Here is a 17167-nt window from a genome sequence, read left to right as displayed (position 1 = left end):
ACGGCCGTCGCAGAGGGCGGCCGGCGTGGCCCGCCCGCAACAGTCACCTCTGGTTGAACACGAGTCCCTGACCTATACCGATCCGCGACGGAACGCGGCGCCTCGGCAGGCGTCGTCGTTGCAGCGCACGTTTCCTTATCCCGCCCGCGCCCAGGGGCTGTTGATGTCCGCCACGGTCACCGCGTTCCCGGCGAAGTCCCGCCGTCCCGTCGAGGCGAGAGACGACGGGCAAGGCGACCTCGATCTCCTTCACGGCATCTGCGTCGAGCTGATCGGCGAGAACGATCTGGAGGCGCTCTGCGGGAAGATCGTGGATGCCGCGGTCCGGATCACGGGCTCCCAGTTCGGAACCATGCAGCGGCTCTGCTCGGCGGACCATCCCTCCCATGCCGGGCACCTCGAGCTGCTGAGTTCGCGCGGGCTCTCCCCCCAGGACAAGCGGGTCTGGCAGTGGGTCGCGCCCGCCGCCGTGACGAGCTGCACGGCCGCCCTCAAGCTCGGGCGGCGCGCCGTCGTCCCGGATTTCGAGGCGTGGGCCGACATCGCCGGCACCGCGGATCTCCTCGCGTTCCGCCGTGCCGGCATCCGCTCGGCCCAGACGACGCCGCTGATATCCCGCGGCGGTGAGCTGATCGGGATGATCTCGACGCACTGGAGCGCGCCGCACCAGCCCACGGAGCGGGACCTGCGGCTGCTCGACATCCTGGCGCGCCAGGGGGCCGACCTGCTCGAGCGGACGATGGCGGAGGAGACCCTGCGCGCCAGCGAGGAACGCCTGCGGCTGTCCGAGGCCCGGTTGCGCGAGCTCAACGAGACGCTCGAAGCGCGGGTGAAGGCGCGCACCGACGAGCTCATGGCCGCCGAGGGCCAGCTTCGCCAGATGCAGAAGATGGAGGCCATCGGGCAGCTGACGGGGGGCCTCGCCCACGACTTCAACAACCTGCTGGCCGGCATCTCGGGCTCGCTCGAGCTGATGCAGACCCGGATGGGCCAGGGCCGGCTCGGCGACGTCGGCCGCTACATGTCGGTGGCGCAGGGCGCGACCAAGCGCGCGGCCGCGCTCACCCACCGCCTGCTCGCCTTCTCCCGCCGCCAGACCCTCGACCCCAAGCCCACGGACGTGAACCGGCTCGTGGCCGACATGGAGGAACTGATCCGCCGGTCCATCGGGCCGCAGATCGCCCTGGACGTCGTCGGGGCGGCGGGGCTGTGGCCGACGCTGATCGACCCGACCCAGCTGGAGAACGCGCTCCTCAACCTGTGCATCAATGCGCGCGACGCGATGCCGAATGGCGGTCGCATCACGGTCGAGACCGGCAATCGATGGGTGGACCGCGACTACGCGGCCCGGCACGACCTCCCCGAGGGCCAGTACCTGTCCGTCTGCGTCACCGACACCGGCACCGGCATGCCGCCCGAGATCGTGGCCCGGGTGTTCGAGCCGTTCTTCACCACGAAGCCGCTCGGCGAGGGCACCGGCCTCGGCCTCTCGATGATCTACGGCTTCGCCCGCCAATCCGGCGGGCAGGTGCGCATCCAGTCGGAGGTCGGCCTGGGGACGACGGTCTGCCTCTACCTGCCGCGGCACCACGGCGAGGCCGAGGTGGAGGACATCGAGCGTGAGGCCACCCGGCTCGGTCGTGTCGGCCGGGGCGAGACCGTCCTCGTCGTGGATGACGAGCCCTCCGTGCGGATGCTGGTCGCCGAGGTCCTGGAGGACATGGGCTACACCGTGGTCGAGGCCGCCGACGGCGCGGCGGGCCTGAAGGTGCTGCGGTCCGATGCCCGCATCGACCTGCTCGTGACCGATGTCGGCCTGCCCGGCGGGGTGAACGGTCGACAGATGGCGGATGCCGCCCGCGAACGCCGGCCCGACCTCAAGGTTTTGTTCATCACCGGCTACGCCGAGGCGGCCGTCATCGCCGATGGACGGCTCGGCCCGGGCATGCAGGTGCTCACGAAGCCCTTCGCGATGGACGCCCTGGGCGCGCGCATCAAGGGTCTCATCGTCGAGCCGTGCGGCGTCGAGCGATGATCGCCGCGACGCTGCCCTGGCAGCATCGACCGCCGGACCGACTGAGATCAGCGCGGCCTCGGCCGTAGAGGCGTGGCAGGGACGACCGGCTTCGGGTTCGATGCAGGCCGAGAGCTGTGGCAGGGCCGGGCCGTGTGCGGCCGGTCCCACGTGGACTGTGACGACGGCCGGGAGCACCCGGAGGGCACCGCGCTGGGACAGGCGCCGCAGCGCCGGTTCGACCTTCCCGTCGCACTGCAGGAGGCCATTGCCGGGCGAGGACGGTCTGCGGAGAATGGATGTCCGCCCGTCAGCTTCCGGGCGGAAATGCGTTGGAGCGGACACTGCTCTTGAACCAGAAAACGGTCACTGTCCTGGCCACAAAGGCGCATTCATACGGAGTGATTGAATTTCGCTTGTCCTGATATTTTTCTGAAACGCTCGCTATTTGCCTATAATACTAAGGATCTTGCATATCTGATTGGTCGTAAATCGCAGGGACTTGGATAGAAACGTCGCTTCATCAAATCTTCGATAAGTGTTGCAAGCTCTTTCCGCTCGTTGATTTCCAGATCGTGTGCTTCCCCAAGCGCCGCAGCTGCATAATTTAGCGACGTCCTTGAGGAGCGCATCGAACGGCTGCGCGCATAGATTTCCGCAATGCGGAGCGCTGCGACCGGATTTGGCATCGAGCGCTTCAGCCAAGGCAATGCGAGTTTAGCCTTTCCAGCTGCGGCGTAGGTAAGTCCAAGGCGAAGAGCCTCGCGCTGATCGCTTTGCAAGGACAAAGGGTGCATCTGTGATCGGTGAGCGAAATCAGGCGACTACGGGCGGGGTTCGACACCCGCTGCTGACACTACGTGCTCGGGCTGCCCCGGTCGCCGTCAGACCGACTCGCTGCGTTCCCTGTCCTTCCAGAGATGCCGTAGTCACCTAGCAAATTATCGGTCTGCCTCGTTGATGGTCAAGATTTTCAAGTCGCCTCCGGCAGGCGAATGCCCGATTTGGGGGACGCTGAGGAGCGCCATAGGCTATCCACTTAAGGTCGATTTTATTGAAGAACGCGGTGGGGGCCGAGATCGGCGACGGACAGGGGCAGCCTCTTTCCCCTGGCCGTGAGGTCTCCCTCGATCAAGCCGGGCTCGGCTGCGGGACCGGGATGATCTCGGCCGACTTCCTCAGGTTCTGAGCGGCTGCGGCGAGGTGGAACTCGTCTCTCGCTCCATTGGGTCCTCGCAACCGGAGGCGATCCAGTTTGAGGACGTGCTCGAAATGGGCAAACACCATATCGACCTTCTTACGCTCGCGGCGTGCGGTTTCGCCGTCCTTGGTTCGTGCGAGGTCGCGGGCCATGTCTCGCGCGCCCTCGTGGACCGAGCGTGGCAGCTTGCGTTCCGGCTTGTTCGGGCAGCACCGCGCCTTCGGCGGACATGGCGCGCAGTCGAACTCGCTCGCGTGAGGCATCAGCATCACCCCGTCGTTGGCCAAGGTGCCGGTCGTCGCCAGCATCCGGCCCGCCGGGCAGCGATAGACGTCATGGGGCTGGTCGTCGGTGAAGTCGGCGCGTGAGAAGGTGCCATCGGCGCGGGTCGACGTATCGAAGGCGCTGATATGCGGCCCGATGCCCTGCCCGGAGACGAGCCAGCCCACCATCGCGGCCGAGCCGCGACGGCCAGCTCTTCGGCGACCAGGGCGACGGGCTCTCAGGGGACCTTGGCGCGGACCGCTTCGGTTGCGGGTCCAATGCCGGCCGCGACCTGATCCTCGGCTTCAGCCAAGCGGATGGCGACCGTCTGAGCCTCGGTGGCCAGACCTACACGGTGGACCTGTGTCTGACGAACGATCGTGGGTCTGAAGTGGTAGCGAGGGAGGGATTTGAACCCCCGACACAAGGATTATGATTCCTCTGCTCTAACCAGCTGAGCTACCCCGCCCCGAGCCTTGCCGGCGGCCTGCGCGGCCGCCGTCCGGAGACCGGGGCGGTATAGGGAGATCGCCCGCGCGGTGTCAACCGGTCACCGGGCCCGGCGGGCGCCCCTCAGAGGCGGGTGCCCAGGATCTCGGCCACCTGCGGGATGTCCTTGTCGCCCCGACCCGAGAGGTTGAGCACCATCAGGTGGTCGGCGGGCTTGGCGGGGGCGATTTCCATCACCTTGGCGAGGGCGTGGGCGGGCTCAAGGGCCGGGATGATGCCCTCGAGCTTGGAGCAGAGCTGGAACGCCTCGAGCGTCTCGGCGTCGGTGGCCGACAGGTAGGTGACGCGCCCGGCCTCGTGCAGGTAGGCGTGCTCGGGGCCGATGCCCGGATAGTCGAGCCCCGCCGAGATCGAGTGCGCGTCGGCGATCTGGCCGTCGCCGTCCATCAGCAGGTAGGTGCGGTTGCCGTGCAGGACCCCCGGCTTGCCGCCCGTGAGGGAGGCGGCGTGGAGGCCCGAGGCGACGCCGTGGCCAGCCGCCTCCACGCCGTAGATCTCGACCTCGGGGTCGTCCAGGAAGGGGTGGAACAGGCCCATGGCGTTCGAGCCGCCGCCGATGCAGGCGATGAGCGAGTCCGGCAGGCGGCCCTCGGCCTCCCGCATCTGGGCCTTCGTCTCGCGGCCGATGATCGACTGGAAGTCGCGCACCATGGCCGGGTAGGGGTGGGGGCCCGCCACCGTGCCGATGCAGTAGAAGGTGTCGGCGACGTTGGTGACCCAGTCGCGCAGGGCCTCGTTCATGGCGTCCTTGAGGGTCTTCGTGCCGGACTCGACGGGCACCACCTCGGCGCCGAGCATCTTCATGCGGAAGACGTTGGGGGCTTGCCGGGCGACGTCGACGGCGCCCATGTAGACGACGCATTTCAGGCCGTAGCGGGCGCAGAGGGTCGCGGTGGCGACGCCGTGCTGGCCAGCGCCGGTCTCGGCGATGATGCGCGGCTTGCCCATGCGGCGGGCCAGCAGGATCTGGCCCAGCACGTTGTTCACCTTGTGGGAGCCGGTGTGGTTCAGCTCCTCGCGCTTGAAGTAGACCTTGGCGCCGTGGCCGGCGGGCGCCCCCGCGCGCAGGTGCTCGGTCAGCCGCTCGGCGAAGTAGAGCGGGCTCGGGCGGCCGACGTAGTGGGTCAGCCCCGCATCCATCTCGGCCTGGAAGGCCGGGTCGGCCTTGGCGGCTTCGTAGGCCGCCTCCAGGTCGAGGATCAGCGGCATCAGCGTCTCGGCCACGAAGCGCCCGCCGAAGATGCCGAAGCGGCCGCGCTCGTCCGGACCGGTCCGGAAGGAGTTCGGGATGGGTGCGATGGTCACGGCGGCAATCCTCGTCGGGATGATCTCGGTCGGGCTTGTGATGAGACCCACTAGACCCTTCGGGCGGGTCGCGACAATGCGGCAGACGGTGCGATCGGGCCGGCCCGGGGCCGCCGTCAGGCGCGGGCGGCCGCCACGAAGGCCGCGATCAGCGCCGGGTCCTTCGCGCCCGGGCGCGCCTCGACCCCCGAGGAGACGTCGACGGCGCGGGCCCCCGTGCGGGCGAGCGCCTCGGCGACGCCCGCCGGGGTAAGGCCGCCGGAGAGCATCCAGCCCGCCGGGAGGGCGGCCCCGCTCAAGAGCGACCAGTCGAAGGCGCGGCCGTTCCCGCCGGGCAGCTCCGCGCCGGGCGGCGCCTTGGCGTCGAGGAGGAGGCGGTCGGCGACCTCCGCGTAGGCCGGCACCCGGGCGAGGTCGGCGGCCTCGGCGATGCCGAGGGCCTTCATCACCGGCCGCCCGGCGCGGGCCCGGATCGCGGCGACGCGGGCGGGGCTCTCGCGGCCGTGGAGCTGCACGAGATCGGGCTCGGCGGCGGCCAACGCGGCATCGAGGAGGGCGTCGTCCGGGTCGACGAGGAGCACTACCCGCTCGGCCCGGCCCTTCGCCTGGCCCGAGAGGACGCGGGCCGTCTCCAGCGGCACGTGCCGCGGGCTCTTCGGGAAGTGGACGAGCCCGATCCAGTCCGCGCCCGCGTCGAGGGCCGCCGCGAGGGTCGCGGCGGTGCTCAGGCCGCAGATCTTGACGCGGATGTCGGGCGGCACGGCTCAGCGCGGGGCGGGCAGGGTGGTGGACATCGTGGCGGGCAGGCCGCCGCGGCCGCCGCCGAGGCCGGGCTCGGCCTCCGGCGCGTAGGCGCGCAGGCGGGCGGTCTCGCCCTCCAGGCGGCGGATCTCGCGGTGGCGCTGGCGTGCCGTCCGGCGGGTTCCGCCCTGGCCGAGCCAGGCGCCGATCCCGCCGACCACGATGCCGACGGCCACCGTGATGAACAGGATCGCGTAGAGGGGCAGCGTCGCGCTGAACACCGGCATCTCGGGCGAGAACGGATCGAAGGAGACGCGCACCGCCTCGCGGTTGGCCACCGCGAGCAGCACCACCAGGATCGCGACGGGCAGCAGCACCAGGCCCTTGAGGAAGCGCACCATCGATCTCTCCGACTCCTAGCTCTGCATCATCTCGGCCGCGCTCACTCGGCCGCGGAGGCGCTCTCGCCGATGCCCGCGGCGTTGAGGCGCTGGCGCATCTCCTTGCCGGTCTTGAACACCGGGATCGCCTTCTCGGAGACGGCAACGGCCGCCCCCGTGCGCGGGTTGCGGCCGCGCCGCGCGTCGCGCCGCTTCACCGAGAACGCGCCGAAGCCCCGCAGCTCCACCCGGTCGCCGCGGGCAAGCGCGTCCGCGATGGTGTCGAGGATCGCGTTGACCAGGGTCTCGACGTCGCGCTGGTAGAGATGCGGGTTCTGCTCCGCGATCTTGAGCACAAGCTCTGACTTGATCATGGCGTCCGGTCTTCTGGTAGGGGCGGGGGCGTCGCGTCGCGGGCGTACTTCGCGGATGAGGCGCCTCAGGGCGTGGCCGGGCTCGGGCGCCACACGGCGAGGAGCCCGCCGCGGGCGACCGCGCCCGTCTCCGCGCCGAGCGCCCGCATCTCCTCGGAGAGGCCCGCGAGGCCGACGAGCCCGGCCCCCCAGCCGAGCGCCGACCAGAGCTTGAAGTCGCTCTCGGACCGCGGCTTCCAGTCGTAGATCGGCAGGTCCTTGGTCACGTTGCGCTGGCTCTCCAGCCAGGCGACGGCCTGGCGCTCGCCGCCGAGCTCGTCCACGAGGTGCAGCGGCACGCTCTGGCGCCCGCTGAAGATGCGTCCGTCCGAGACCCGGCCGAGATCGGCCTCGGCGAGCCCGCGGCGCTCGGCCACGAGGCCCTTGAACCAGGCGTAGGTGTCGCCGACCACGGCCGCGAGGGCGGCCCGCGCCTCCGGCGAGGTCGGCGTGAAGCCCGAGGGCTCGGCCTTGAGGGGCGAGGACTTCACGGACTCGACCTTGACGCCGACCTTGTCGAGGAGCCCCGACACGTCGGGGTACTGGAACAGCACGCCGATCGAGCCGACGAGGGCGGTCTCGCGGGCCACGATGTGGTCGGCCGCGATCGCCGTGATGTAGGCGCCCGAGGCCGCGGTGCCGTCCACGAAGGCGACGATCGGCTTCTTGGCCGCGAGCTGGCGCAGGTTGCGGTACAGCTCCTCGGACCCCGTGGTGGTGCCGCCGGGGGAGTTGATCGAGACGACGACGCCCTGGACGGCGGAGGCCTCGCCGACCCGCTTCATCAGCTTGGCGGTCGCCTCGCTGCCCGCGATGAAGCCCGAGATCGAGATCCGGGCGATCTGCGGCTGCACCGCCCCGAGGCCGAACCCGGCCTCGCCGCCCGTGCGCGCCCGGTAGCCGAGGGCGCCGGCGGCGACCACGAGGCCACCGATGCCGAGCACCCGCCACAGGGAGAGGCTGCGGCGCAGGCGCCGGCGGTCGATCAGCAGTTCGGCGTCAGCGGCCATGCGACGGTCTTCTCCCTGCGCCCCGGCCCGATGCCGGCGTCCCGTTCTTGGCCCCGGACCCGGACGGTCGGGCCGCGGAGCAGCTGTCCCATATCCGGGTGCGGTTTGCACCACCCCGCTGGTACAGACCAAGTCATTGGTATCAAAGGCGCGCGCTGTTCGCGACGGCGGGCGTGGCGTGTTCTAGCCCCGGCCCGCGGGGGGCCGCAAGGGGGGCCCGGCCCACGCCCCCCGCGCAGCGTCACAAGGGCGCCGAGACGCGAAAGGCCCGCGCGGGGGTCCCGCGCGGGCCTTCCTGACCGGTCCCGGAGGCCTCGCCGGTTCGCGGCGAGGCGCCCCCGAGGCTCACTCCTTGTCGTCGCTCGTGCGGGCCTTCTTGAAGGCCGCGCCCAGGATGTCGCCGAGGGAGGCGCCGGAATCGGCGGAGCCGAACTGGGCCATCGCCTCCTTCTCCTCGGCCACCTCGAGGGCCTTGATCGACAGCTGGACGCGGCGCGCCTTGCGGTCGAACATGGTCACCCGGGCGTCGAACTTCTCGCCCGCCGCGAAGCGCTCGGGGCGCTGGTCGCCGCGGTCGCGGGCGAGCTCGGCCCGGCGGATGAAGGTCGAGAGGTCGGTGTCGATGATCTTCACCTCGACGCCCGAATCCTTGACCTCGGTCACCTCGCAGGTGACCACCTGGCCCTTCTTGATCTCGCCGGCCTCCGCGAAGGGGTCGCCGCCGATCTGCTTGATGCCGAGCGAGATGCGCTCCTTCTCGACGTCGACGTCGAGAACCTGCGCCTTGACCATGTCGCCCTTCTTGAACTCCTCGATGACCTGCTCGCCGGGGCGGTTCCAGTCGAGGTCGGACAGGTGGACCATGCCGTCCACGTCGCCGTCGAGGCCGATGAACAGGCCGAACTCGGTCTTGTTCTTGACCTCGCCCTCGACCTCGGAGCCCACCGGATGCTGCTCGGCGAAGGCCTCCCAGGGGTTCTGGAGGGTCTGCTTGAGGCCGAGCGAGATGCGGCGCTTGACGGGATCGACCTCGAGGATCTGCACCTCGACCTCCTGGGAGGTGGAGACGATCTTGCCCGGGTGGACGTTCTTCTTGGTCCAGCTCATCTCGGAGACGTGGATCAGGCCCTCGATCCCCGGCTCCAGCTCCACGAAGGCGCCGTAGTCGGTGATGTTGGTCACGCGGCCCTTGAGCTTGGCGTCCACGGGATAGCGAGCGGCGATGCCCTCCCACGGATCGGCCAGCAGCTGCTTGATGCCGAGCGAGATGCGGTGCGTCTCGTGGTTGATCTTGATGATCTTGACCTTGACCGTCTGGCCGATGGTCACGACCTCGGACGGGTGGTTCACGCGGCGCCACGCCATGTCGGTGACGTGCAGGAGGCCGTCGATGCCGCCGAGATCGACGAAGGCGCCGTACTCGGTGATGTTCTTGACGACGCCGTCGATGACCTGACCCTCTTCGAGGTTGGCCACGAGCTCGGAGCGCTGCTCGGCGCGGCTCTCCTCGAGGACGGTGCGGCGCGACACGACGATGTTGCCGCGGCGGCGATCCATCTTGAGGATCTGGAACGGCTGGGGCGTGCCCAGCAGCGGGGTCACGTCGCGCACCGGGCGGATGTCCACCTGGGAGCGCGGCAGGAACGCCACGGCGCCGTCGAGGTCGACGGTGTAGCCGCCCTTGACCTGGTTGAAGATGGTGCCGGAGACGCGCTCGTTGGCCTCGAAGGCCTTCTCGAGCTTCACCCACGACTCCTCGCGACGGGCCTTGTCGCGGGAGATGACGGCCTCGCCGAGCGCATTCTCGATGCGGTCGACGTAGACCTCGACCTCGTCGCCGACGGCGAGCTCGCCCTCGCGGCCGGGGCCGGGGCCGTTGAATTCCTTGAGGGCGACGCGGCCCTCGGTCTTCGCGCCGATGTCGATGACGGCGACGTCCTTCTCGATCGCGACGACGCGACCCTTGACGACGGAGCCCTCGGTGATCTCGTGCTTGAGGAAGCTCTCCTCGAGCAGGGCCGCGAAGTCGTCGCGGCTCGGTCCACGCGCCAGAGCGGTACCAGCAGTCATTCTCTCTCCTGAACGGCCCCGCGGGGGGACCTCATGCGTCGGCGGCTCGTGCTGCGGTCACCCCCGCTACGCCGCTGCCGCCCGCCTGGGGCGGGGCGGCGCCGGCCCCTCGGGGCCGGCCTGCCGACGCGATCGTCACGGTGTACGAGGGCGGTCGCCCGGAACGGCGCGCGCGCAATGACCGTCGCGCCCGGCCCGGAGGACGCCCGCTCTCTAGCGCATCGGCGATTCGACTTCAACAGGAGGGGCGGGGGAGCACCGCTTCCCGCGATCCCGCCCGGATCCGGCGCCGATCCACACGCCGATCCAGACGCTATGGGCGGCCGCGCGCCCTACTCCTCGTCGTCCTCGTCGTGGCGGCGCATGCCCTTCAGCTTGGCGAAGACCGAATCGGCGTCGAGGCGCTCCTCGCGGCCGCCGTGGCGGGTGTCCCCGTAGGTGTCGGCCTCTTCCTCGGCGGCCGTCGAGACCTCGGCGGGCAGGAGCGAGGCGCCGGCCTCGGTCGCCACCGCGGCGGGGCGGTCCTTGGCGGCGCGCTGCACCTCGAAGTCGAGGTCGATCTGCGTGCAGAGGCCGAGCGTCACGGGATCCATCGGCTGCAGGGCGCTGGAGTTCCAGTGGGTGCGCTCGCGGATCTGCTGGATCGTCGACTTGGTGGTGCCGACGAGGCGGATGATCTGCGCGTCCTTCAGCTCGGGGTGGTTGCGCAGCAGCCAGAGGATGGCGTTCGGCCGGTCCTGGCGGCGGGAGAGGGGCGTGTAGCGCGGGCCCTTGGTGGTGCGCTTCACCTCCGGCAGCTTGACCTTCGAGACCGCCACCTTCAGCCGGTAGTGCGGCGCCTTCTGGGCCTTCTCGATCTCGTCGCGGGTGAGCTGGCCCGTGGTGATCGGGTCGAGCCCCTTGATGCCGGCCGCCACCTCGCCGTCGGCGATGCCCTTCACCTCGAGGGGGTGGAGCTTGCAGAAATCGGCGATCTGCTCGAAGGCCAGCGAAGTGTTCTCGACCAGCCACACGGCGGTGGCCTTCGGCATCAACGGACCCTGGGACATCGGGCAACTCCAGCGGCTCTCAGGTGACGGGCCGGGGGCGCCGGGTACGCGGCGCCGCTCGCTCCGGACCACGGCTCGATGGCCGGAGCATCCCGTCTCACACTGCAAGGGAAGACTTCTCTATATAGGTCCCGGGGGTTGCGGCGCAATCGCGAACCGCCGCCCGGACGCGAGGGCGGCCGGGTGTCCGCGAAGGCCCTTGCAGGGCCCCGGAAGGCCCTTGGCCTCCCGGGGGACGGGGCGCAGGAGGAACGATGCTGAAGAGCGAGCGCGCGGTGCGGGCCCGGGGGCGCAAGGCCCGGGTCGCCGGGATGGTGCTGCGGGGCCTGCTCGCCGCGGGCTTCGCGGTGGCGGGCTGCATGAAGCTCGCCGCGAGCCCCTTCGAGGTCGAGGGCTTCCGGCACTTCGGTTACGATCCCTGGCTCATGTACGCGGTCGGCGCGGCGCAGCTCCTCGGCGCGGCGCTCCTGCTGTTCCGGGGCTACGCGGCGGCCGGGGCCGGGCTCCTTGCCCTCGTGATGATCGGCGCGGTGGGCAGCCACCTCATCGCCGGCGACCCGCCCGGCATGGCCGCGCCGCCCGCGATCCTCCTCGGCCTGCTGCTGTTCGTGGTCTACGCCCAGCGCCGCCGGCTGCGGGAGGCGGCGCTCGCCATCGCGGAGAGCTGAGGCGCCGGCGCGGCCTCAGCCGCGCACGAAGTCGAGGACGAGGCGCGAGAAGGCCGGCGTGCGCAGGTAGCCATAGGACTTGTGGTGGTTCACCGTCCCGTCCGGGCGCTGGTAGGCGTTGCGCACGACGCGGTCCCGCACCCGGACCCCCGCGGCGTTCGGCCCGTAGCTCGCGCCGAGGTCCTCGCCCACCGTGGCGATGTCGTGCCGGTCGATCAGGTTCGTCCAGGCGCCAAGGCCCGCCGGGACCCGCAGCGGGCCGTGCTCGGCCTCGAGGCGCAGCTTGACCTCGGCGAGGCCGAGCGGCGAGCCGAGGCCGACGAGGTGGGTCACCGGCAGGGGCCGGCCCGCGGCCTCGGCCCGGCGCAGCACGTCGTAGGCGATGAGCGAGCCCATGGAATGGGCGGCGATCAGGATCGGACGGCCGGCGTGGCGCTCCAGCGCCGCGGCGAGGCGGTCGCGGGCGGCGTCCCGGAAGGCGGCGTCCTCGTGGTAGCCCCAGAGGTCGTCGAGGCGGTATTCCAGGATGGCGTCGTCGAGGGGCGTGAGCCCGGTCCGCTCCTGGACCCGGTCGAGGACGCGGTAGATCCGGTCGGCCAGCGTCGGGGCGGCGTCCTCTGGCTCCGGGAAGGCGCCGAGGCGCCCGTCGGTGTAGTAGGGCTCGTGGTTGGTCTCGTCGGTGAGCGGCGCGTCGTAGCGCAGGTCCGCCCAGTAGACGAAGGCGAAGGGGAAATCGGGCGCCACCACCGAGGCGTTGCGCTGGATGCCCTCGTGGATCGCCGCGCGCCACCAGCGCGCCTTCTCCTCGGCGGGGGGCTTGTTGGCCAGCCCGTGGATGCCGATCACCACACCGTTGCCGCTCATCCCGCGTTCGCGCCTCCCCGCCGACCGAGCCCGATAGATAGGGCGCGAGGGAAGGGTGCACGATCCGTACCGGGTGCGGCGGGCCGGCGCGTCCCCAGGTATCTCGCCCGGGTATCTGGTCCGGGTATCTGAACCGGATCAGTCGAACAGGCTCGACACGCTCGATTCGGTGGCGGTGCGCCCGATCGCCTCGCCGAGGAGCGGCGCGATCGTCGCGACGCGGATGTTGCGCGCGAGCTTGACGGCCTGGGTCGGCTGGATCGAGTCGGTGATGACGAGCTCCTTCATGCGCGAGGCGGCGATGCGCGAGACCGCGCCGCCGGACAGGACCCCGTGCGTGATGTAGGCCGAGACGTCCCGGGCGCCGGCGTTGAGCAGCGCCTCGGCGGCGTTCACCAGGGTGCCGCCCGAATCCACGATGTCGTCCACGAGGATGCAGGAGCGGCCCTCGACCTCGCCGATGATGTTCATCACCTCGGATTCGCCCGGGCGCTCGCGGCGCTTGTCGACGATGGCGAGCTGCGCGTCGATCCGCTTGGCGATGGCGCGGGCGCGGACCACGCCGCCGACGTCCGGCGAGACCACCATGCGGTCGCCCCCGGCGAGGCGCTCCTTGATGTCGCGCACCATCACGGGGGCGGCGAACAGGTTGTCGGTGGGAATGTCGAAGAAGCCCTGGATCTGGCCGGCGTGGAGGTCGAGCGTCAGCACCCGGTCGGCGCCGGCCTCGGTGATCAGGTTCGCGACGAGCTTGGCCGAGATCGGGGTGCGGCCGGAGGTGCGCCGGTCCTGCCGGGCATAGCCGAAATAGGGGATCACCGCGGTGATGCGGCGCGCCGAGGAGCGCCGCGCCGCGTCGATCATGATCAGCAATTCCATCAGGTGGTCGTTCGCCGGGAACGACGTGGACTGCACGATGAACACGTCCTCGCCGCGGACGTTCTCCTGCAGCTCGACGAAGATCTCCATGTCGGCGAAGCGCCGGACCATGCACTTGGCGAGCGGCAGCTCGAGGTAGGCCGCGATGGCCTCGGCCAGCGGGCGACTGGCGTTGCCGGCGATGATCTTGATCGAAGACTTCATGCCGGCACACTCAACCTCGGGTCTCGTCGGCGAATACGGGTTTCGACGATCAGGGCCGCCCTCCGCGAGGGCGCACGGCCGCGCCGGCTCTTACCAGCGGCGGCCGGGCGTCACAATGGCTTCACGGAGCCCGGCTTCACGGCTCCAGCAGCCGGTGGAGGTGGACGATGAAGTAGCGGGTCTGGGCCTGGTCGACGGTGGCCTGGGCCTTGGCCTTCCAGGCGACCTGGGCCGAGGCGTAGTCGGGGTAGATCCCGACGATGTCGAGGCCCTTCAGGTCGCGGAAGCGAACCCCTTCGAGGTTCGCGAGCTCGCCCCCGAAGACGAGGTGGAGCTTCTGATCGCTGTCGATCGCGGTGGTCATCGGGTCTCCCTGCGGCGCCTGCGGCCCGCCCCGGGAAGGCAGGAGCCGTGCCGCGGCCTGCGGTCGCAAACGCCGCCGCCGGCGTCAACCCGCCGGCCCGCGGGGCGGGCACGCGGGAGAGGCGGGGCGGACGGCCGCCCCGGAGGTTCGCCGGTCAGGGTCTCACCCGTCAGGGCTTCACCAGGAGGACGTTCACCGCCTTGGCGACGACGTGCACGGTGTCGCCGGGCTGGAGCGCCAGGGCCTCGAGGGAATCGAGGGTCATCACCGAGGTGATCCGGTAGTCGGTGCCCTGGATCCGGGCCTCGACCTGGGCCATCACCGTGCCGCGCTTGATCGCGACGATCTCGGCCGGAATGTCGTTGCGGGCGCCGTGCTTCATGATCGTGTCAGGCCTCCGTACCGACGGGCGGATCTGCCCGGCGGACGGGCCTCAGGATGGGTCGGGCGGCCGCCGCGGCAAGGTGCGGGGGATGGGCCGATGCGCGAAGCCCCGCGCTGCGGCCGTTCGGGGCCGCCCCACGGGGCTCGTCTCCATGCTCGCGCGCCGCGCCGCCGGGCCCGGGGGCCGGCGGCGCGGTCTGAGGCTCAGGCGAGGTAGCCGGCGCCGGTGCCGAAGCTCGTCCGGCTGACGCCCGAGAGCTCCACCGTGCCGCCGCCCGAGAGCGTCAGCAGGGTGTTGCCGCTCGCCGTGGTCCCGACCTGGTAGGTCTGGCCCTGGAGGTCGAGGCGGTCGCCCTGGCCCTGGCTGAAGCCGAGGACGAGGTCGCGGCCCGAGTTCTGGCCGAACACGTACCGGTCCGCCCCGAGGTCGCCCGACAGGATGTCGTCGCCGAGGTCTCCCGAGAGCACGTCGTCGCCCTGCCCGCCGTAGAGGGTGTCCGAACCCTGGCCCCCGAACAGCGTGTCGGTGCCCTTGTTGCCGAACAGGATGTCGGCCCCGAGGTTGCCGAACAGCACGTCCGAGTCCATGCCGCCGTAGAGGCTGTCGTTGCCCTGCCCGCCCCAGAGCGTGTCGTTGCCCTGGTTGCCGAACAGGACGTCGTCGCCCTTGTTGCCGAACACCGAGTCGTTGCCGGCGAGCCCCAGGTAGGTGTCATTGCCCCCGAGCAGGAGGATCGCGTCGCCGCCGGCGGTGCCGAGGAGCGAGTCGTCGCCGTCGGTCCCGGTCGCCGCGGTCCCGCCGCCACTCGAAGGGTTCTCCGAGCCGGAACTCCCGCCTGTGCCGCCTCCGCCGCCCGTGGACGGCGCGGTCGGCACTGGCAGAGCGGGGGCTTCCGAAACGACGTCCGTTACCCCATCGGCGTAAACGATTCGCTCGATATTCCGGACAACCTTGGTGCCGAGCGGCACTGTGGAGCCGTCCGAGATGCTCAGCGAGCCATCCGCGTTGGTGGTCAGGGTGATGCTGGCCTGTGGGCGCGCCAGGTACAGAACATCGAAGCCGGCTCCGCCGTCGACCTGATCCTCCCCGAACCCGGCGTTGATCAGGTCGTCGCCTGATCCACCCAGGATGGTGTCATTGCCGCTGTCGCCTTCGATAATGTCGTTGCCTTCGAGACCGAGAATTACATCGCTGCCGACCCTGCCTGCCAGGACGTCGGTAAGTGTCGTCCCGACGATGTAATTATCGTTGTCGTCGCCGTTGACCGGCTCGACGAAGGTGAACTGGTCGATGATACCGAACGAGGCGGAGACCGCGGCACCGTTGCTGTCAAGAATTGGGGTACCGCTCGCCTTATCGAAGAGCTGGATGGAAAACCGCTCCAAACCCTCAGCGAGACCGTCGTCGACCGGATCCGGGAATTCGAACTCGAAGATCTGGCTGCCTACGGAGGCCGAGTTGGCGATCTGGAAATCGCCGGACGTCGGGGTACCGGCCGGAAAATCATCGCCCTGCGCACCATTCGTGGTGTCGGGAACGAGCTTCCACTCGATGGTCTTGCCCCTATAGGCTTCATCGTTCAGGGCGACGGCGAAGGTCAGGCCCGCGGAGTCGTGCTCGCCCTCCGAGGTCACGAGGTTGTTCTGCGAGAGGGACAGAGGGCTCGTCGCGCTCGCAAGCTGAAGCGCCGCGGAAGCCGATAGGCTCTGGGACGGGGCGGACATGAGGCGCGCCACATTCTGCGACGGCGTGCTCCTGACCGAGGACAGCAGGAACTCCCAGGCCGTGCCGGGATCGTTGGTGAGAACCTGAATGTTGACGATGCCATCGCTCTTGGTCGGCACCGTGAAGGTGCCGCTGAAGCTGTGGCCCCCGATGAATCCCGTATCGAGCAGCGATGCGCCGTTGCTCGACGTGACCTTCAGTTCGTCGGGAATCGTGTAGGGGTCGAAGTAGACGCTGACCTTCTGCCCGGGGGCGAACTGCGCGTTGTTGTTGTAGCCCTCGTAACCACCGCTGGCCTGGACCGATTTGTCGAGCAGCTCGTTGTCCGTGATGGTGACGCTGGTCGAAATTGACCCCATCGACGTGAGAACGCTGACAGAGTCCTTATAATATTGATCCGGCTGCGTGTTGTAATCATTCATCACCAAGTAGTCGGAGATCGCGAAGCGGACAGTCTCCGGGTTCTCGCTCAGCTGATCGTCCACGGCCGTGAGGGCGATCGACTTCGACGGTGTCATGGCGTCGAGCTTGATCCAGCCGCTACCGTAGCCAGCGATCGAGGTCGTCTGAAGTCCGCTGATATCGATCGCATTCGCCCCGAGATCGGCCAGCTTCACGAAGATCGGCTTCGACACGCCGTTGGCGCCTCCGGCACCCTGCAGGCTGATCTTCAGGTTGAAGGTGTCGCCCTCCTTGACGTTCGTCTTGTCAACCTCAAGCTTCAGAGCTGCGGCCCAATTTCCGGTGATTTCGTAGTCGACACCCGCGTCCTGCATGTTCCGGGTTCCGACCACGACCGGGTCGATGCCGAGATCCTTGTAGATCTCGTTGATGTTCGCCTGATCGGTGACAATGCACCCCTCGGACGACTTCGTGCTCAACCCGCGGTGGATGTTGATACCCGAGCGACCGCCGATCCCACCCGACAGCTGAAAGGCGGGCTTCTCCGGGCTCGATCCCTTGTGGTTCCGGAACAGCAGATCGCCGGATGCACCGTCATAAGGCGTGGCATCGTCCCAGTATCCGGAATAGGTCTTCGTAAGCGTATCGCTCTTGTACGTAATCGTACAAACACCGTCATCCTGCCTGTCGATCGTAATCTTTGGCGTCGCCATGACACT

The 17167-nt window shown here is 69.7% G+C and carries 14 protein-coding genes, 1 tRNA gene and 1 pseudogene; 2 read left to right on the top strand and 14 right to left on the bottom strand.

Annotated features, from left to right (window positions below; all coding sequences use genetic code 11):
- Nucleotides 1-163: 163 nt before the first annotated feature.
- Entirely contained in the window at nucleotides 164-2035 is a 1872-nt protein-coding gene (locus ACLBXP_RS17745; protein ID WP_447669071.1) for an ATP-binding protein, read from the top strand.
- A 1110-nt stretch (nucleotides 2036-3145) separates the two neighbouring features.
- Here ACLBXP_RS17745 and ACLBXP_RS17740 read toward each other — a convergent pair.
- From ACLBXP_RS17740 to ACLBXP_RS17700, 9 genes and pseudogenes are all read right to left on the bottom strand, one after another.
- Nucleotides 3146-3679, bottom strand: a pseudogene (locus ACLBXP_RS17740) (transposase); the annotation flags it as partial.
- A 192-nt stretch (nucleotides 3680-3871) separates the two neighbouring features.
- Nucleotides 3872-3948: transfer RNA gene (locus ACLBXP_RS17735), tRNA-Met, on the bottom strand.
- Nucleotides 3949-4052: 104 nt separating this feature from the next.
- On the bottom strand, nucleotides 4053-5294 hold the full coding sequence (gene trpB, locus ACLBXP_RS17730; RefSeq protein WP_447669070.1) for a tryptophan synthase subunit beta: 1242 nt from the start codon (nucleotides 5292-5294) through the stop codon (nucleotides 4053-4055).
- 116 nt (nucleotides 5295-5410) lie between these two features.
- Nucleotides 5411-6055, bottom strand: coding sequence for a phosphoribosylanthranilate isomerase (locus tag ACLBXP_RS17725; protein WP_447669069.1), 645 nt, complete (start codon nucleotides 6053-6055; stop codon nucleotides 5411-5413).
- Between the two features lie 3 nt (nucleotides 6056-6058).
- On the bottom strand, nucleotides 6059-6436 hold the full coding sequence (locus tag ACLBXP_RS17720; protein ID WP_447669068.1) for a LapA family protein: 378 nt from the start codon (nucleotides 6434-6436) through the stop codon (nucleotides 6059-6061).
- 41 nt (nucleotides 6437-6477) lie between these two features.
- Nucleotides 6478-6789, bottom strand: coding sequence for an integration host factor subunit beta (gene ihfB, locus ACLBXP_RS17715; protein WP_447669067.1), 312 nt, complete (start codon nucleotides 6787-6789; stop codon nucleotides 6478-6480).
- A gap of 65 nt (nucleotides 6790-6854) precedes the next feature.
- Complete coding sequence (gene sppA / locus ACLBXP_RS17710) at nucleotides 6855-7838, bottom strand: signal peptide peptidase SppA (RefSeq protein WP_447669066.1); 984 nt, start codon at nucleotides 7836-7838, stop codon at nucleotides 6855-6857.
- A 345-nt stretch (nucleotides 7839-8183) separates the two neighbouring features.
- Nucleotides 8184-9908, bottom strand: a complete 1725-nt coding sequence (gene rpsA, locus ACLBXP_RS17705) for a 30S ribosomal protein S1 (RefSeq protein ID WP_447669065.1) — start codon at nucleotides 9906-9908, stop codon at nucleotides 8184-8186.
- A 332-nt stretch (nucleotides 9909-10240) separates the two neighbouring features.
- Entirely contained in the window at nucleotides 10241-10957 is a 717-nt protein-coding gene (locus ACLBXP_RS17700; protein ID WP_447669064.1) for a DUF1013 domain-containing protein, read from the bottom strand.
- A gap of 254 nt (nucleotides 10958-11211) precedes the next feature.
- Between ACLBXP_RS17700 and ACLBXP_RS17695 the strand changes: the two genes are divergently transcribed.
- Entirely contained in the window at nucleotides 11212-11625 is a 414-nt protein-coding gene (locus tag ACLBXP_RS17695; RefSeq protein ID WP_447669063.1) for a DoxX family protein, read from the top strand.
- A 15-nt stretch (nucleotides 11626-11640) separates the two neighbouring features.
- Here the strand turns inward: ACLBXP_RS17695 and ACLBXP_RS17690 are convergent, their stop codons facing one another.
- From ACLBXP_RS17690 to ACLBXP_RS17670, 5 genes are all read right to left on the bottom strand, one after another.
- The gene (locus ACLBXP_RS17690; RefSeq protein ID WP_447669062.1) at nucleotides 11641-12489 is read right to left on the bottom strand and encodes a hypothetical protein; all 849 of its coding nucleotides are present in this window, start codon (nucleotides 12487-12489) and stop codon (nucleotides 11641-11643) included.
- Nucleotides 12490-12627: 138 nt separating this feature from the next.
- Nucleotides 12628-13572, bottom strand: a complete 945-nt coding sequence (locus ACLBXP_RS17685) for a ribose-phosphate pyrophosphokinase (protein ID WP_447669061.1) — start codon at nucleotides 13570-13572, stop codon at nucleotides 12628-12630.
- Between the two features lie 136 nt (nucleotides 13573-13708).
- Nucleotides 13709-13936: a DUF4170 domain-containing protein gene (locus ACLBXP_RS17680; RefSeq protein WP_447669060.1), complete on the bottom strand. Its 228-nt coding sequence runs from the start codon at nucleotides 13934-13936 to the stop codon at nucleotides 13709-13711.
- A gap of 169 nt (nucleotides 13937-14105) precedes the next feature.
- Complete coding sequence (locus tag ACLBXP_RS17675) at nucleotides 14106-14318, bottom strand: TOBE domain-containing protein (protein ID WP_447669059.1); 213 nt, start codon at nucleotides 14316-14318, stop codon at nucleotides 14106-14108.
- Nucleotides 14319-14524: 206 nt separating this feature from the next.
- Nucleotides 14525-17161, bottom strand: a complete 2637-nt coding sequence (locus ACLBXP_RS17670) for a calcium-binding protein (protein ID WP_447669058.1) — start codon at nucleotides 17159-17161, stop codon at nucleotides 14525-14527.
- Between the last annotated feature and the right edge of the window lie 6 nt (nucleotides 17162-17167).

This window comes from Methylobacterium sp. A54F (assembly GCF_053346035.1).
This window is presented reverse-complemented; position numbering and strand designations above follow the sequence as displayed.

What these genes read in the sequence shown, in the direction of transcription:
- ACLBXP_RS17745 (WP_447669071.1), top strand. Translation starts at nt 164, where the DNA reads ATGTCCGCCACGGTCACCGCGTTCCCGGCGAAGTCCCGCCGTCCCGTC.
- ACLBXP_RS17720 (WP_447669068.1), bottom strand. Translation starts at nt 6,436, where the DNA reads ATGGTGCGCTTCCTCAAGGGCCTGGTGCTGCTGCCCGTCGCGATCCTG.
- ihfB (WP_447669067.1), bottom strand. Translation starts at nt 6,789, where the DNA reads ATGATCAAGTCAGAGCTTGTGCTCAAGATCGCGGAGCAGAACCCGCAT.
- sppA (WP_447669066.1), bottom strand. Translation starts at nt 7,838, where the DNA reads ATGGCCGCTGACGCCGAACTGCTGATCGACCGCCGGCGCCTGCGCCGC.
- rpsA (WP_447669065.1), bottom strand. Translation starts at nt 9,908, where the DNA reads ATGACTGCTGGTACCGCTCTGGCGCGTGGACCGAGCCGCGACGACTTC.
- ACLBXP_RS17700 (WP_447669064.1), bottom strand. Translation starts at nt 10,957, where the DNA reads ATGTCCCAGGGTCCGTTGATGCCGAAGGCCACCGCCGTGTGGCTGGTC.
- ACLBXP_RS17695 (WP_447669063.1), top strand. Translation starts at nt 11,212, where the DNA reads ATGCTGAAGAGCGAGCGCGCGGTGCGGGCCCGGGGGCGCAAGGCCCGG.
- ACLBXP_RS17690 (WP_447669062.1), bottom strand. Translation starts at nt 12,489, where the DNA reads ATGAGCGGCAACGGTGTGGTGATCGGCATCCACGGGCTGGCCAACAAG.
- ACLBXP_RS17685 (WP_447669061.1), bottom strand. Translation starts at nt 13,572, where the DNA reads ATGAAGTCTTCGATCAAGATCATCGCCGGCAACGCCAGTCGCCCGCTG.
- ACLBXP_RS17680 (WP_447669060.1), bottom strand. Translation starts at nt 13,936, where the DNA reads ATGACCACCGCGATCGACAGCGATCAGAAGCTCCACCTCGTCTTCGGG.
- ACLBXP_RS17675 (WP_447669059.1), bottom strand. Translation starts at nt 14,318, where the DNA reads ATGAAGCACGGCGCCCGCAACGACATTCCGGCCGAGATCGTCGCGATC.
- ACLBXP_RS17670 (WP_447669058.1), bottom strand. Translation starts at nt 17,161, where the DNA reads ATGGCGACGCCAAAGATTACGATCGACAGGCAGGATGACGGTGTTTGT.